Raw genomic sequence first — 15,688 nt, forward strand, 5'->3', positions numbered from 1 at the left:
TCGGGATCAGGAGTGGCCGCGGATCGGGTGCGGCCGGTACGGCGCCTCCAACCGCTTGATCTCGGACTCGGTGAGGTGCACCTCGAGGGCGCCGAGGGCGTCCTCGAGGTGCTGGAGCTTGGTCGCCCCGATGATCGGCGCCGTCACGCCGGGTCGGGACAGCAGCCAGGCCAGCGCCACCTGAGCCGGCTTCACCCCGCGCTCGTGGGCGACCTCGATCACCGCGTCCACCACCGCGAAGTCGTCGTCGGTGTAGAGCGTGTCGCCGAACTCGTCGCTGTTGGCGCGGACCGTACGCTTCTCGCCGCCCCGGCCGCGGGTACCGGCGAGCAGCCCCCGCGCCAGTGGGCTCCACGGGATCAGGCCGACGCCCTGGTCCAGGCAGAACGGGATCATCTCCCGCTCCTCCTCGCGGTACACCAGGTTGTAGTGGTTCTGCATCGACACGAACCGGGTCCAGCCCTTGAGGTCCGCGGTGTACTGCATCTTCGCGAACTGCCAGGCGTACATGCTGGACGCGCCGATGTAGCGGGCCTTGCCGGCGCGCACGACGTCGTGCAGCGCCTCCATCGTCTCCTCGACCGGCGTCTCCGGGTCGAAGCGATGGATCTGGTACAGGTCGACGTGGTCGGTACCGAGCCGCCGCAGCGAGTCGTCGATGCTCGCCATGATGTGTTTGCGGGACAGGCCCCGCTGGTTGGGGCCGGGCCCCATCGGGTTGAAGACCTTGGTGGCCAGGACGTAGTCGTCGCGGTCGGGGAAGAGCGCCGACAGCAGCCGCCCGGTCACCTCCTCGCTGGCGCCCAGCGAGTACATGTCGGCGGTGTCGAAGAAGTTGATGCCCGCCTCGACGGCGCGGCGCACGATCGGTTCAGCGGCCTCCACGCCGAGAACCCACTCGCGCCACGTACTGCTGCCGTAGCTCATCATGCCGAGACAGATCCGGGAGACCTTGAGGCCGGTCGAGCCAAGTCGCGAGTACTCCATGGTTCGATCCTTACTCGCCCGCGGCTCCCACGCCCCAGTGATCATGACCGCAGTTGTGCCGCCCCCGGCGGGTCGCTAGGGTCGAGCATTGAGCAACAAACCCACGGGAGTCCGGTGTCACCGGGCTGAGAGGGGGGCTGTGAGCCCCCGACCGTCGAACCTGATCCGGGTCATGCCGGCGCAGGGAGGGAGGATTGATGCCCCCCATCGGGCGTCTGCACCTGATCACCGATGCCCGTCCGGGCCGTGACGCGCTCGCCGTCGTCGCCGCCGCGCTGGCGGCCGGTGCCGACACCGTCCAGGTACGGGTACCCGACGACGCCACCGACCGGGAAGCGTACGAGCTGACCGTCCGCATCCTCGCGATGTGCCGCGACAGCGGTGTCACCTGCCTGGTCAACGACCGGCTGCACGTCGCGCTCGCGGCCGGGGCCGACGGCGCTCACGTGGGCGCGGACGACCTGCCGGTGGCGGCGGCCCGCCGGATCCTCGGCGCGGAGGCCGTCCTCGGAGCGACCGCCCGCGATCCGCAGACCGCGCTGCGTGCGGTGCGCGACGGGGCCAGCTACCTCGGCGTCGGTCCCGCCTTCGCCACGAGAACCAAGGACGGACTGCCCGACCCGATCGGCCCGGCGGGCATCGCCGCCGTCGCGCGGGCGGTGGCCGTACCCGTGATCGCGATCGGCGGCATCACCGCGACCAGGGTGCCCGACCTGACCGCCGTCGGCGCCCACGGTGTCGCGGTCGTCGGCGCGGTCTGCGACGCCGACGACCCCGCCGAGGCGACCGTCGAGCTGCTGCAGGCGCTGGGAGAACCACGATGACCACGCGGGTCGCGGTCGTCGGTGCCGGGATCATCGGGCTCGGTATCGCGTGGCGCTGCGTGCAGCGGGGCCTCGACGTCACCGTCTACGACGCCGGCGAGGACGGGGCGTCCACCGTGGCCGCCGGCATGCTCGCGCCGACCAGCGAGATCCAGGCCGGCGAGGAGGCGTTGCAGGGCCTGCTCGTCGACTCCAACCGGCGCTGGCCCGGCTTCGCCGCCGAGCTGGAGAAGGCCACCGGCGTCGAGCTCGGCTACCGCGACGAGGGCACGCTGATCGTCGCGCTCACCGACGACGACCTGCGCGAGGTACGCCGCCTCGCCGGGTGGTACGAGCGGGCCGGCCAGCCGGTATCCCCGCTGACCGCCCGGCAGCTGCGCGAACGCGAGCCCCTGCTGTCGCCGCGGGTACGCGGCGGCGCCCACGCGCCGCAGGACCGCCAGGTCGACCCGCGCCGGCTGCTCACCGCGCTGCGGCACGCCGTCGGCGACCGGATCGTGCCCCGGAAGGTCACCGACCTGGCCGACGTGGACGCGGACCGGACCGTGGTGGCCGCGGGCATCGGTACGACCACGCTGACCGGCCTGCCGGTCCGCCCGGTCAAGGGGCAGACGGTTCGGCTGAAGGCGCCCGCGCCGCCGGTCCGGCACGTCATCCGCGGGTACGCCCGCAGCCGCCCGGTCTACCTGGTGCCGCGCCACGACGGGGAGCTGGTGGTCGGGGCGACCGAGGAGGAGCGCGGCGCCGATACGACCGTCACCGCCGGGGGCGTGCTCGACCTGCTGCGCCCCGCCGCCGAGCTGCTGCCGGGGATCGTCGAGTACCCGGTCACCGAGATCCTGGCCGGCCTGCGGCCCGGTACCCCCGACAACGCCCCGATCCTCGGTGCGCTGAAAGACAACCTGATCATCGCGGCCGGCCACTACCGCAACGGTGTCCTGCTCACGCCCGTCACCGCCGACCTGGTCGCCGAGCTGGTGGCCACCGGGGTGCCGCCGCAGGAGATCGAACCCTTCACCCCGGACAGGGAGGCGCTGTGGACCTGACCGTCAACGGCGAGCACCGGACCCTGAGCGGTCCGACCAGCGTCGCGGAGCTCGTCAGCGAGCTGACCCACCGCCAGACCGGCGTCGCCGTGGCCGTCAACGGCGAGGTGGTGCCGCGCTCCACGTGGGCCGCGAGAGCACTGGACCCAGGCGACTCGGTCGAGATCCTCACGGCGGTGCAAGGTGGGTAGCGACACCTTCGTCATCGCCGGTGAGGAGCTGGAGTCCCGGCTGATCCTGGGCACCGGCGGCGTGACCAACCACGCGGTGCTGGAGGAGGCGATCCGGGAGAGCGGCACGGCGCTCGTGACCGTGGCGCTGCGCCGCATCGACCCGGCCGCCCCCGGCACCCTGCTGGACGTCCTGGAGAAGGCGGGGGTACGGATCCTGCCGAACACCGCCGGCTGCTACACCGCCGCCGAGGCGGTCAAGCTGGCCCACCTGGCGCGGGAGGCGTTCGCGACGAGCTGGATCAAGCTCGAGGTGATCGGTGACGAGGACACCCTGCTGCCGGACGCGGTCGAGCTGGTGAGCGCGGCGCAGACCCTGGTCGACGACGGGTTCACCGTGCTGCCGTACACCACCGACGACCCGGTACTGGCCCGGCGGCTGGCCGACGTCGGCTGCGCGGCCGTGATGCCGCTCGGCGCGCCGATCGGCTCCGGCATGGGCATCCGCAACCCGTACAACATCGCGTTGATCCGGGAGGCGGTGAGCGTACCCGTGATCCTGGACGCCGGGATCGGTACGGCCTCGGACGCGGCGCTCGCGATGGAGCTGGGCTGCGACGGCGTGCTGCTCGCGTCGGCGGTGACCCGGGCGGAGCGCCCGGGCGAGATGGCCGCGGCGATGCGGCACGCGGTGATCGCGGGGCGGTTGGCGTACCGCGCCGGGCGGATCGCGCGCCGGCTGCACGCCACCGCGTCCAGCCCGGTCGAGGGGATGCCCACATGGTGATCGTCTTCACCGACCGCCGCCAGGCCCGCCGCCCGCTGCCCGAGGTGATCGCGGCGGCCGTCGACGGCGGCGCGCGGCTGGTGGTGCTGCGCGAGAAGGACCTGCCCGGCGACGAGCGGGCGGCCCTCGCGGCGCAACTGCACCCGCTGCTGGCGCGGGTCGGCGGCCGGCTGCTGCTCGCCGGCCGCGAAGCCGGCTGGGCCGGCCCGGCGGGCTACGCCCGCGCAGACGGGCAGCATCTCGCCGCCGCCGACGCGTGGCCGGCGACGCCACCCGGGTTGATCGGTCGCAGCTGCCACGACGCCGGAGAGCTGGCCGGCGCCGCGGCCGAGGGCTGCTCCTACGCCACTGTCTCGCCCGTTTTCCCGTCGACGTCGAAGCCCGGCTATGGACCGCCCCTGGGGCTGGGAAAGCTGCGCGAGCTGTGCGCCGGGGCCGGCCTGCCGGTGTACGCCCTGGGTGGGGTCGAGTCCGGCGAGCGGGCGGAGGCGTGCCGGCACGCCGGCGCCGCCGGGGTGGCCGTGATGGGCGCGGTGATGCGGGCGGACGACCCGGCCGCGGTGGTCAAGGAGCTGATGCCATGAACCCGCCGGTCGCGCTCACCATCGCCGGCTCGGACTCCGGCGGCGGCGCCGGCATCCAGGCCGATCTGAAGACGTTCACGATGCACGGCGTCTTCGGCACCAGCGTGATCACCGCGCTCACCGCCCAGAACACGGCGAAGGTACGCGGGGTGCGGGCGGTCGAGCCGGACTTCGTGGCCGAGCAGCTCGCCGCGGTCCTCGACGACCTGCCCGTCGCGGCGGTCAAGACCGGCATGCTGGCCACGGTCGAGATCGTCCACCTGGTGGCCCGCTGGGCCAGGAGGCTGCCGCGGCTCGTCGTCGACCCGGTGCTCGTCTCGTCCTCCGGCGACCAGCTGTTCGACGGGTCGGCGCGGCGCGCGTACCTCGACGAGCTGTTCCCGGTGGCGACCGTGGTGACGCCGAACTCGCGGGAGGCGGGCGTCCTGGTCGGCCGGTCGGTGGAGTCCGTCGACGATGCCGTCGCCGCCGCCCGAGAGCTGGGCGGGGCCGGCCCGGAGTGGGTGGTCGTCAAGGGCGGCCACCTGGACGGCGGCGGGGAGGCCGTGGATGTCGTCTGGCACGCCGGCGAGGTCGAGATCCTGCGCGCGCCATGGGTCGACACCGCCAACAACCACGGCACCGGCTGTACCTTCGCCGCCGCCACCGCCGCCCGGCTGAGCCGCGGCGACGATGTGCGGACGGCGCTGCACGGTGCCAAGTCCTACGTCCATCGTGCCCTGCGCGGCTCCGCCGGCTGGCGGCTCGGCGAGGGGCACGGCCCACTGTCCTGGGAGGCACTCTCATGAGGCACAAGGTCTACGTCTCCGGTTCGCGACCCGATCTGCGGGTGCCGTTCGCCGAGGTGAAGCTGACCGGTGACAACCCGCCGGTACGGCTCTACGACACGTCCGGTCCCGGCAGCGACCCGTCGGTCGGCCTGCCCGAGCTACGGGCGCACTGGATCGCCGAGCGCGGCGACGTGATCAGTGAGCCGGCCCGCGGGACCGCCACCGCCGGGCAGACCGTGCGCCGCGCCGCCCCCGGCCGGACCGTCACCCAGCTGCACTACGCCCGCCAGGGCATCGTGACCCCGGAGATGGAGTTCGTGGCGCTGCGCGAAGGGCTACCGGCTGAGGTGGTCCGCGAAGAGATCGCCGCCGGTCGGGCGATCCTGCCCAACAACGTCAACCACGCCGAGACCGAGCCGATGATCATCGGTAACCGGTTCCTGGTGAAGGTCAACGCCAACATCGGTACCTCGGCCGTGACGTCCGGTGTGGACGAAGAGGTCGCGAAGCTGACCTGGGCCACCAGGTGGGGCGCCGACACGGTCATGGACCTGTCGACCGGCAAGCACATCCACGCCACCCGCGAGGGGATCGTGCGCAACTCCCCGGTACCGATCGGCACCGTGCCGATCTACCAGGCCCTGGAGAAGGTCGGCGGTGACCCGCTGAAGCTGACCTGGGAGGTCTACCGGGACACCGTCATCGAGCAGGCCGAGCAGGGCGTGGACTACATGACCGTGCACGCCGGTGTGCTGCTGTCGTACGTGCCGCTGACCGTGAAGCGGGTGACCGGCATCGTGTCGCGGGGCGGGTCGATCCTGGCCGCCTGGTGCCTGGCCCGGCACGAGGAGAACTTCCTGTACACCCACTTCCGGGAGTTGTGCGAGATCTTCGCGCAGTACGACATCGCGTTCTCGCTGGGCGACGGGCTGCGGCCGGGCTGCATCGCGGACGCCAACGACTCCGCGCAGCTGGCGGAGCTTCGCACGCTCGGCGAGCTGACGAAGATCGCGTGGGAGTACGACGTCCAGGTCATGATCGAGGGGCCGGGCCACGTGCCCATGCACAAGATCAAGGAGAATGTGGACCTCCAGCAGGAGTGGTGCCACGAGGCACCGTTCTACACGCTCGGGCCGCTGACCACGGACATCGCGCCGGCATACGACCACATCACGTCGGCCATCGGTGCGGCGATGATCGCCATGTACGGCACCGCGATGCTCTGCTACGTCACCCCCAAGGAGCACCTGGGCCTGCCCGATCGCGACGACGTCAAGGCCGGCGTGATCGCGTACAAGATCGCCGCGCACGCCGCTGACCTGGCCAAGGGGCACCCGGCCGCGCAGGCCTGGGACGACGCGCTGAGCAAGGCGCGGTTCGAGTTCCGCTGGTCCGACCAGTTCAACCTGGCCCTCGATCCGGACACCGCGCGGGCGTACCACGACGAGACGCTGCCGGCGGAGCCCGCCAAGACGGCGCACTTCTGCTCCATGTGCGGGCCGAAGTTCTGCTCGATGAAGATCAGCCAGGATCTGCGAGCGTACGCCGACGAGCACGGCGTGGACGAGCTGGCAGCCCGTGACCTGGGTCTGAAGGAGAAGGCGGCCGAGTTCGTGGCGACCGGCGCGGAGATCTATCACGCTCCCTGATGCGGGTAGGCTCCGGTGCGTGGAGCCCAAGGGACCCGCCTCCCCGCGTACCGCGGTGGTCTGGGCGGTGCTGCGTGCGGAGTTGGACCGGACCAACCGGCCGCTGACCGTGCTCGACGTCGGCGGCGGCACGGGCGGTTTCGCCGTGCCGTTGGCGAGCGCCGGGCACCGGGTCACGGTCATCGACGCGAGCCCGGACGCGCTCGCCGCGCTGACGCGACGCGCGGCCGAGGCCGGCGTCGCGGATCGGGTACGCGCGGTGCAGGGCGACGGCGACGCCTTGGCCGACCTGGTCCCCTCGGACAGTGCCGACCTCGTGCTGTGCCACAGCCTGCTCGAGGTGGTCGACGACCCGGTCACGGTGGTCAAGGCGCTCGCCGCGACCCTGCGCCCCGGCGGCGTCGCCAGCGTGCTGGTCGCGAACCGGGTGGCGGCCGTACTGGCGCGCGCGGTGAACGGCCACCTCGACGTCGCGACCGCGTTGCTGGCCGACCCGGAGGGCCGGGCCGGCGGACGGGACACCCTGCGGCGCCGGTTCGACCTCGAGTCGGCGGGCGACCTGCTCGCCGCCGGCGGCCTGGTGGTGGAGCAGACCCACGGCGTACGGGTGGTCGCCGACCTGCTGCCCGGCGCCGTCCTGGAGGGCCAGACCGAGGCGCTGCTCGCCTTCGAACTGGCCGCCTCGGAGCTGTCCCCGTACCGCGAGGTCGCCACCCAGCTGCACCTGTTCGCCCGCCGTCCGGCCGCCTGAGATGGAGCTCGTCCATCCCAGGTACGGCACGGACACTCTCGCCGACGTCCTCCCGGGCGTGCTCAGCGCGCTCGGCCTGCCCGGGGTGGCCGACCCGCTGGGCCTGTCCGGCGGGCCGCTCGCCGGGGTGCGCCGGGTGGCCGTGCTGCTCGTCGACGGCCTGGGCCAGTACCAGCTCCCGATGGCCGAGCCGTACGCGCCGAACCTGACCGACGTCGCGACCGGCCGGCTCGGCGAGGCCCGCACGATCACCAGCGGGTTCCCCTCCACCACGCCGACGAGTCTGGTCACCGTCGGCACCGGTGCCCCGCCCGGCGCGCACGGCGTGGTCGGTTTCAACGTACGGGTGCCCGAGACCGGGCGGATCCTCAACCACATCCAGTGGTGGGACGACCCGGACCCGGATTCCTGGCAGCCGGTACCGACCCTGTTCGACCGGGCGGCCGCCGGGGGCATCCCCGCCACCGTCGTCAGCCGGGCCGAGTTCAAGGGCAGCGGGCTGACCGTGGCCGCGTACGGCCGGGCGGCCGAGTACCGGGGCGCCGCCGGGCCGGACGCGCTCGCCACCGAGATGCTGGCGGCGCTGCGGGCCGAGGGAGGTCTGGTCTACGGGTACCACCCCGACCTGGACCGTGCCGGCCACATACACGGGCTGACCTCGAAGGAGTGGGCGGTGGCGGCCGGCGACGTCGATCGCCTCGTCACCCGGCTGGTCGACGGCCTGCCGGTGGACGCCGCGCTGCTGGTGACGGCCGACCACGGCCAGCTCGACATCCCGGAGGGCGACCGGTTCGACCTCGACACCGACGCCCGGCTGCGCTCAGGGGTACGGGCCGCCGCCGGCGAGGCGCGGGTCCGGTACCTGTACACCGAGCCGGGGGCGCGCGACGACGTGATCGCCGCGTGGCGCGCGGTCCTCGGTGACGGGGCCTGGGTGGTACCGCGTGAGGAGGCGGTCGCGGCCGGCTGGTTCGGTCCGGTACCCGAGGCGCACCTCGCCCGGGTGGGTGACGTCGTGGTCGCCTGCCACGACCGCAACGCGGTGGTGGCGAGCCGGTCGGAGCCGGAGTTCCTGACCCGGATGGTCGCCTTTCACGGCTCGTACACCGCCGCCGAGATGCGGATCCCCCTGATCACGGTGACCGGAAATACGCCCTGATCAGCGCGGCGCCGAGGCGATCTGTCGGAGGCCACCGGTAACCTGCCGATCGTGGGGCGCAGCCAGGCATTGCCGAGAGACGGCGGGGCGGGGGAGTTCGGTCCCGATGCCGACGACACCGGCTGCCCCATCCTGCACGTCGACATGGACGCGTTCTTCGCCTCGGTCGAGGTGCGCCGCCGGCCGGAGTTGCGCGGCAAGCCGGTGATCGTGGGCGGCGCCGGCCCGCGCGGGGTCGTGTCGTCGGCCAGCTACGAGGCCCGTGAGTACGGGGTCCGCAGTGCGATGCCGGGTGCCCGGGCCAAGCGGCTGTGCCCGCACGCGGTGTTCCTGCCGGTCGACGGCCCCGCCATCGCCGCCGCCTCGCGCGCCGTCATGGCGATCTTCCGCGACGTGACGCCGCTGGTCGAGCCGCTGTCGGTGGACGAGGCGTTCCTCGACGTGGCCGGGGCGGCGCGGCTGCTCGGCCGGCCGGCCGCCATCGCCGCGACCATCCGCCGGCGGGTCCTCGCCGAGCAGGGGCTGACCTGTTCGGTCGGGGTGGCGTCCACGAAGTTCGTGGCCAAGCTCGCGTCGACCACCGCCAAACCGGACGGCCTGGCGGTGGTGCCCGCCGACCGGGTCCTCGACTTCCTGCACCCGTTGCCGGTGGAGGCGCTGTGGGGCGTGGGTGAGCGCAGCGCCGAGGTGCTGCGGCGGCTCGGGCTGGTCCGGGTCGGTGACCTGGCGCGGGCCCCGGTGGGGATGCTGCGGTCCGCGCTGGGTGAGGCGGCAGCGCACCATCTGCACGAGCTGTCGTGGGGGCGCGACCCGCGGTCGGTGGTCCCGGAGCGGGCCGAGAAGTCGATCGGGGCGGAGACGACGTTCGACGTGGATGTGGTCGATCCGGGGGAGATCCGGCGGTCGCTGCTGGCCCTGTCCGGCAAGACCGCCGGCCGGCTGCGCCGTGCCGGGCAGACCGGCCGGACGGTGGCGATCAAGGTGCGGCTGGCCGACTTCCGTACCCTCAGCCGGTCCCGAACCCTGCCGACGGCGACCGATGTCACCCGGGAGATCTTCGAGACGGCCTGGGGGTTGTTCACGGCGTTGAGCCCCGGCGAGGCCATCCGGCTGGTGGGCGTTCGGGTGGAGGGGCTGGCGGCCGGCGCCGGGGCGCCGCGTCAACTGGCCCTCGGCGAGCGGGACAGTGGCTGGCGGGAGGCCGAGCGGGCCGCTGACGCGGCGGCCGCCCGGTTCGGCCATGGAGCGGTCCGACCGGCGAGTCTGCTCCGCGCTCCGGACCCCCCACCGGCCGGTGGACGTCCATCGCCGGGGTGATCTGGCCCTCCGAGTCGGGGCAGCCGACACTACTGAGCGGGAAAAACAGTACGCTTGGACAGTCGTCCGGCTTTCCGACCCGCTTAGCCGATCGTAAACTTGCGACTAAGCAGCCGGATGGCTGTCACGGTCTGTCGATCCGTCCGGGTCGGCCCTCGAGGACCGGGGAGGAGTACCGTGCCGCTCTCGGAGCACGAGCAGCGGCTGTTCGAGCAGATCGAACGGTCGCTAGCCGAGGACCCGAAGTTCGCCTCGGCGGTGCGCGCCACCGACCCGCGCTTTCACGCGCGTCGTCGGGTAGTCATCGCTGCCGTGCTGTTCCTGGCCGGCATCGCGCTGCTGATCTACGGCGCGTTCAGCAAGGTCGCCCTGGTCGGCGTGGCCGGTTTCGTGGTCATGCTCGGCTCGGCGGCCCTGGCCATGCAGTCCTACCGCCACGGGCAGAACAGAGACCTGCGAGCGGTCGGCGGGACGGCGAGTCGCCGTACCCGCCAGCGCCGTTCCTCGCTGGTCGACCGGCTGGAAGAGCGTTGGCGTCGCCGTCCCGAGGACAACCGCTGACCCGAGACCACCCTCCAGACCCGATGCCGAAGGGATCCGAGCCGTACCGCTCGGGTCCCTTCGAGATCTTGGACAGCTAGCGGGGCTTCCGGCCCGCCAGCTGTCCAAGCTCTATATCGGTCAGCGGCGGGCGCCCGGCAGCAGCCGGCGGATGCTGAACACCCGCACCGTCGACTCCCGCCACTGGTCGACCGTCTCGGCGACCCGCGTCGATGCCTCGGTCACGGCGAGCCGCCAGCGGCCGAGAACCGAGGCCGGCAGGAAGATCGCCCGCAGCCGGGTGCGCACCGAGACCCGATGCGCGATCGCCTCCCGTACCGTCCGCAGCGACCCGGTCAGGTCGTCGCTGCGCAGCGGCTGCCGCGCGTACCTGGCCCGCTCCTCGGCCTGCCCGAGCAGTCTGGCCCCGGTGGCGGCCCACTCGTCCAACGCCGACCCGGTGATCAGACGTTCGGCGGTGGTCCGCGGTGAGGCGGCGGGGTCGACCGGGAGCCGGTGGTCGATCATCGTGTCGATCAGCTCGTCCCACGCCGCGTGGGCGCGCACCCGTGCGACGTCGATCGCGCTCTCGTCGGTCACCACCACGTCCGGCGAGCCCGCGACCGTGGTCACCGCCAACGGGCGGGGACCGGCGATCCGGTGCGGTGATCGTCGGCGCCGCAGCAGGGTACGCCAGAGTGCCGGCACCACCAGCAGCAGCGCGGCGGCGGCCGCGCCGAGCGCGGCCCAGACCGGCCATGGTGTCGGCTCGGGAGCCGGGGCGCCCGAGCTACCGGAGGAGCCGTCGAGGCGGTCGGCGCGGGCGGGGTCCGGTCCCGCCGAGGGGTCGCGGCCCGGACCGCCGGGGATCGGCAGGCCGTCGGCCGGCGTGCTGCCGCTCGACGCGTTCTGCTGGCGGGTGGGGTCGGGCGCCCAGGCGGACTCGACGCCGCCGACCGAGCTGGCCGGGGTCGCGTCGAAGGGCACCCAGCCGAAGCGCTCGAAGTACACCTCGGTCCAGGCGTGCAGGTTGCGGTTGGTGAGCGTCCACGTCTCGCCGTTGCGGTTGCTGCCCCGGCTGAAGCCGAAGGCCACCCGCGCCGGGACGCCCGCCGCCCGTACCAGCCACGCCATCGCAGCCGAGTACTGCTCGCAGAAGCCCTGCTTGTTGGTGAGGAAGTCGAGGATCGCGCTGCCGCTGGTGCCGCTCTTGGTCTGCAGGCTGTAGTGGAAGCCGTTGCTGGACGAGAAGTAGTTGTAGATCGCGCGCACCTTGTCGTACGGCGTCTGCTTGTTGGCGGTGATCTCGCTGACGATCCGCTCGACCTCGGAGTTCCTCGGCACCGTCGTGAACTGCCGCTGGATCAGGTTGCTGGAGTCGAGCGGCCGAGCGGTGCGCAGCGCCTCCGGGGTGAACTCCGGGTCTATGTACTCGAAGCTGTACCGCTTGCCCTGCGAGTCGCTGCGGCGCGAGTAGACGACCTGGTTGGCGGTGTCGTAGAGCCACGAGTTGTCGAGCCGGTCGGCCTTGGTCGGCTGGAGGTAGATCGGCAGCGTGTTCATCTTCAGCGCCGTGACCTGCACCTGGGCGCGGTACCGCCGCCACGCCACCCCGACGGCCGGCTCGATCGGCGGCACCGGCAGCCCGGAGCTCACCGGCTGGCCGCCGCCCGGGCTGCGGGCCCGGAAACCGGCCGGCGTCACCTCGTCGGCCACCCCGAACCGCAGGTAGTACGGGTCCGGGTCGTTGGTGGTCACCTTGACCATGTCGAAGGTGCGGCTGTTGTTCAGCTCGCCGCTCAGCACGGCGTACATGTCGACCGTCCGACCCGGCGCGCCGCCCGGGCCCACGCCCTCGCCCAGGCCACCGCCGGCGCCGGGCCCGAACCGCTCCAGCAGGCCGGTGTTGCTGCCGGGTACCACCAGCGGCACCGCGACCGCGATGAGCACGCCGACCGTCGCCAACCGCCGACCGGCCGCGGCGAGCGGTGAGGGCTCCCACGCGTCGACGCCGCGACCCTCACCGGTGAACCGGCGTCCGAACCGCCGGACCCGGTCGACGTTGTCGGTAGCCAGTAGCCAGAGGAACCCGGCGGCGCCGGCCGCGAACGGGAGGACGTTCACGCTGTCCTGCCGCACCGCGACCGGAACCGAGTAGATCGCCAGCATCGGGAGACCGGCCAGCGCCGGCCGGCGCACCACGATGGTCAACAGGTCGATCACGATGGCGACGATCCCGACGCCGAGCGTCGACAGGAACAGCAGCCCCTCGCGGTCCGCGACCGGTACGGCCATGTCCTGCATGTCCCGGCCGGCGTTCAGCAGCAGCGTGTTGAAGTGCGCGAAGGTCCGCGGGGTGGGGATCAGCCCGAGGAGCTCCTGCCCACTCTGGAACATCCAGGTGAGGACGAACAGGAACGCGAGCGCCATGGCGGCGGTCGGGATCCAGGCGGCCACCCGCAGGCTCCGTACCAGCAGGGCGACGCCGGCGACGGTGATGACCACGATCACCGCGTCGACCAGCCAGGTCCAGGCCGAGAAGACGCCCGACAGCGGCAGGGCCGCCAGTATGGACGCCGCGGCGGCCACGAGGGTCAGGTGGCGGTGCTGGTTCACGGCCCCGTCCTTTCCTCGGCGGACGCCGGCCTGGCGGAGACCGTCTCCGCCATGGCGGCGCGGTAGGTGAAGCCCTGGGTACCCCGCGCGGCCTGCGGCCACAGCGCGGGCAGCCGGGCGCCGTGCCCGACCGGTACCACCCGCCAGCCACCGCGCAGCAGCGCGCGCGCCGCCGCCTCGTGCCGGCGGGCGGCCTCGTCGCGGCCGGTGGCGGGCAGGTTGAGCCAGGTGGTGCTGTCGACGAACAGCGCCACGCAGGTCGTGCCGTTGCCGCGCAGCCCCGCCAGCAGTTGCGCCTCGGCCATCGACAGCAGTCCGAACAGGCCGATGACCAGACCCCCTTCGTTGCGGCGGCGGACCTGGTCGACCAGGGTCGTGATCGCGCCGTGCGGGGCCGGCTTCACCTCGGCCAGGTGGTCCAGCAGTGCGCCCTCGCCGTCGCCCTCGCTCGCCTTGACGTCCACACCGGACCCGGTGACCAGCCGCACCTTGTACCCGTTGTGCCGCAGGTGCAGGGCGATGCTCGCGGCCGCCGACACCGCCCACTCGAAACTGGCCGTCGGGCCCTCGCCGCGGTGGCCGGTCGCCCGGGTGTCGAGCACCACGGTCGCCCGGCTCTCCCAGGGCTGTTCCTCCCGGCGCACCATCAGCTCACCGACCCGGGCGGTCGAGCGCCAGTGCACCCGCCGCAGGTCGTCGCCGTCGTGGTACTCGCGGGTCGCGGCGTCGTCCTCGCCGTGTACCGCGACCGAGCGGGTGCGGCTGTCACCCGCGCCCGCGTACTCGCCGGCGAGCCGGACCGTCGGTAGCGCGACGACCTGGGGGATGACGGTGAGGTGGTCGATCGCGGAGAACGAGCGGGACAGTTCGCACAGTCCGAACGGGTCGGTCAGGCGGACCATCAGCGGGCCCACCTCGTACCGGCCCCGCACGTCGGCGCGCACGCTGTAGGCCACCGAGCTGACCCGCCGGGCGCCGAGGCGCTCCAGGACCAGGCGCGGCCGGCTGCCCAGCGCGTACGGCAGGCGGTCCTCCAGCAGCAGCGTGCCGGTCGGCAGCCGGGACAGGTTCTGCAGGCGAAGCACGATGCGCGCGCCCGAGCCGACCGGGACCCGCAACGGATCCAGCGTGCGGGTGCAGGAGAGCTTGTACCGGGACCGTCCGACGTAGCTGGCGGCGAGCACCGGCAGGACCGCCAGCAGGACCGCCACCCGCAGCAGGTCCTTCTCGCCGAGGATCAGCGCCGCGATCGCCGCGGCGAGCGCCGCGGCAAGGAAACAGCGGCCGCGCGTGGTGAGCCCGCGCAGCGCCTCGCGCACCTATCGCCTCCCGGGGTCGTACTGGCCGCGGGTGTCGTACGGCGAACGCTGCCGCTCGCTGGGGATCGGCAGGTGGCGCACGATGTCCGCGACGATCGCGTCGGTGGTGCGCCGAGACAGTTGCGCCTCGGCGGTAGGGATGATGCGGTGCGCGAGCACCGGCACCGCGAGGGACTGCAGGTCGTCGGGGAGCACGTAGTCGCGCCCTTCGAGGGCGGCCACCGCGCGGGCGGTCCGCAGCAGCTGGAGGGTGGCCCGCGGCGAGGCGCCGAGCCGCAGGTCGGGTGACTCGCGGGTGGTGGTGACGAGGCTGACCGCGTACTGCCGGACGGCGTCGGAGGCGTGCACCCCACGGACGGTGGCGATGAGCCGGCGTACGGTCGCCGCGTCGGAGACCGGCAGCAGGTCGAGCACGCGGTCGTCGCCGCCGTGTCCGTCCAGCATGGCCAGCTCGGACTTGACGTCCGGGTACCCCATCGCGATGCGGACGGTGAACCGGTCGCGCTGCGCCTCGGGCAGCGGGTAGGTCCCCTCCATCTCGATCGGGTTCTGGGTGGCGATCACCATGAACGGCGTCTGCAGCGGGTACGTCACGCCGTCGACGGTGACCTGCCGCTCCTCCATGCACTCCAGCAGCGCGGACTGCGTCTTGGGGGAGGCCCGGTTGATCTCGTCCCCGACGACGATGTTGGCGAACACCGCGCCCGGCTTGAACTCGAAGTCGCGCGACTCCTGGTTGTAGACGCTCACCCCGGTGACGTCGCTGGGCAGCAGGTCCGGAGTGAACTGGATGCGCCGCACCGTGCAGTCGATGGAACGGGCGAGGGCCTTGGCCAGTTTCGTCTTTCCCACGCCGGGTACGTCCTCGATGAGGAGGTGTCCCTCCGCGAGCATCGCGGCGAGCGCGAGCCGGACCGCCGCCGACTTGCCCTCGATGACCCGTTCGACATTCGCGACGATGGCCTCGGTCACCGCGCGGAACTCCAGCGGCGGTAAGGGGCGACCGAGCTCATCCTGCGTGCGCTGGGTCGTCACGGGCCCTCCTCCTATATGTACGCCGTGCGGCCACCGTTGGTGGCGACCGGACTGCCGGTTACGGAGGCCGGTCCGTTGTCCCCCGTAGGAGTGCCCGCTCTTCTCAGGCTATCCGTGATCGCCGGAGGGTGCTG

The 15,688-nt window shown here is 72.9% G+C and carries 15 protein-coding genes and 1 riboswitch; of the genes, 11 read left to right on the forward strand and 4 right to left on the reverse strand.

All coding sequences use genetic code 11. The features are described from left to right. Nucleotides 1–6 precede the first annotated feature (6 nt). Complete coding sequence (locus tag Pme01_RS08190; RefSeq protein WP_168114982.1) at nt 7–987, reverse strand: aldo/keto reductase; 981 nt, start codon at nt 985–987, stop codon at nt 7–9. Nucleotides 988–1,080: 93 nt separating this feature from the next. Further along, nucleotides 1,081–1,191, forward strand: a riboswitch (TPP riboswitch). Between Pme01_RS08190 and thiE the strand changes: the two genes are divergently transcribed. The 11 genes from thiE (at nt 1,185) to Pme01_RS08245 (ending at nt 10,605) form a co-directional block, all read left to right on the forward strand. Then, nucleotides 1,185–1,811, forward strand: a complete 627-nt coding sequence (gene thiE / locus Pme01_RS08195; RefSeq protein ID WP_168114983.1) for a thiamine phosphate synthase — start codon at nt 1,185–1,187, stop codon at nt 1,809–1,811. Its footprint overlaps the riboswitch before it by 7 nt. Next, the gene (gene thiO, locus Pme01_RS08200) at nt 1,808–2,857 is read left to right on the forward strand and encodes a glycine oxidase ThiO (RefSeq protein WP_168114984.1); all 1,050 of its coding nucleotides are present in this window, start codon (nt 1,808–1,810) and stop codon (nt 2,855–2,857) included. Before thiE ends, thiO begins: the two co-directional genes overlap by 4 nt. Further along, nucleotides 2,848–3,048 carry a sulfur carrier protein ThiS gene (gene thiS / locus Pme01_RS08205; RefSeq protein ID WP_168114985.1) on the forward strand — a complete coding sequence of 67 codons (201 nt, stop codon included), beginning with the start codon at nt 2,848–2,850 and terminating at the stop codon, nt 3,046–3,048. The genes thiO and thiS overlap by 10 nt, the downstream gene beginning before the upstream one ends. Then, on the forward strand, nt 3,041–3,814 hold the full coding sequence (locus Pme01_RS08210) for a thiazole synthase (protein ID WP_168114986.1): 774 nt from the start codon (nt 3,041–3,043) through the stop codon (nt 3,812–3,814). Before thiS ends, Pme01_RS08210 begins: the two co-directional genes overlap by 8 nt. Then, nucleotides 3,808–4,398, forward strand: coding sequence for a thiamine phosphate synthase (locus Pme01_RS08215; RefSeq protein WP_168114987.1), 591 nt, complete (start codon nt 3,808–3,810; stop codon nt 4,396–4,398). The genes Pme01_RS08210 and Pme01_RS08215 overlap by 7 nt, the downstream gene beginning before the upstream one ends. Next, nucleotides 4,395–5,186: a bifunctional hydroxymethylpyrimidine kinase/phosphomethylpyrimidine kinase gene (gene thiD / locus Pme01_RS08220; RefSeq protein WP_168114988.1), complete on the forward strand. Its 792-nt coding sequence runs from the start codon at nt 4,395–4,397 to the stop codon at nt 5,184–5,186. Before Pme01_RS08215 ends, thiD begins: the two co-directional genes overlap by 4 nt. Then, a complete protein-coding gene (thiC, locus tag Pme01_RS08225) occupies nt 5,183–6,817 on the forward strand; it encodes a phosphomethylpyrimidine synthase ThiC (RefSeq protein WP_168114989.1) in 1,635 nt (544 codons plus the stop codon). The genes thiD and thiC overlap by 4 nt, the downstream gene beginning before the upstream one ends. A gap of 19 nt (nt 6,818–6,836) precedes the next feature. Beyond that, entirely contained in the window at nt 6,837–7,568 is a 732-nt protein-coding gene (locus Pme01_RS08230; protein ID WP_239088080.1) for a methyltransferase domain-containing protein, read from the forward strand. 1 nt (nt 7,569) lies between these two features. Then, complete coding sequence (locus Pme01_RS08235; protein WP_168114990.1) at nt 7,570–8,727, forward strand: alkaline phosphatase family protein; 1,158 nt, start codon at nt 7,570–7,572, stop codon at nt 8,725–8,727. Nucleotides 8,728–8,778: 51 nt separating this feature from the next. Further along, the gene (locus Pme01_RS08240; protein WP_168114991.1) at nt 8,779–10,044 is read left to right on the forward strand and encodes a DNA polymerase IV; all 1,266 of its coding nucleotides are present in this window, start codon (nt 8,779–8,781) and stop codon (nt 10,042–10,044) included. Nucleotides 10,045–10,221: 177 nt separating this feature from the next. After that, nucleotides 10,222–10,605: an SCO2097 family morphological protein gene (locus Pme01_RS08245; protein WP_168114992.1), complete on the forward strand. Its 384-nt coding sequence runs from the start codon at nt 10,222–10,224 to the stop codon at nt 10,603–10,605. A gap of 120 nt (nt 10,606–10,725) precedes the next feature. On the opposite strand, the gene Pme01_RS08250 is transcribed toward Pme01_RS08245, so the two are convergent. The 3 genes from Pme01_RS08250 to Pme01_RS08260 are packed head-to-tail and all read right to left on the reverse strand — an operon-like array spanning nt 10,726 to nt 15,554. Further along, on the reverse strand, nt 10,726–13,200 hold the full coding sequence (locus Pme01_RS08250; RefSeq protein WP_168114993.1) for a transglutaminase TgpA family protein: 2,475 nt from the start codon (nt 13,198–13,200) through the stop codon (nt 10,726–10,728). Then, nucleotides 13,197–14,519, reverse strand: coding sequence for a DUF58 domain-containing protein (locus tag Pme01_RS08255; protein ID WP_168114994.1), 1,323 nt, complete (start codon nt 14,517–14,519; stop codon nt 13,197–13,199). The genes Pme01_RS08250 and Pme01_RS08255 overlap by 4 nt, the downstream gene beginning before the upstream one ends. Then, nucleotides 14,520–15,554, reverse strand: coding sequence for an AAA family ATPase (locus Pme01_RS08260; RefSeq protein ID WP_168114995.1), 1,035 nt, complete (start codon nt 15,552–15,554; stop codon nt 14,520–14,522). Nucleotides 15,555–15,688 lie beyond the last annotated feature (134 nt).

It is taken from the genome of Planosporangium mesophilum, assembly GCF_016863255.1.
Classification (GTDB): domain Bacteria; phylum Actinomycetota; class Actinomycetes; order Mycobacteriales; family Micromonosporaceae; genus Planosporangium; species Planosporangium mesophilum.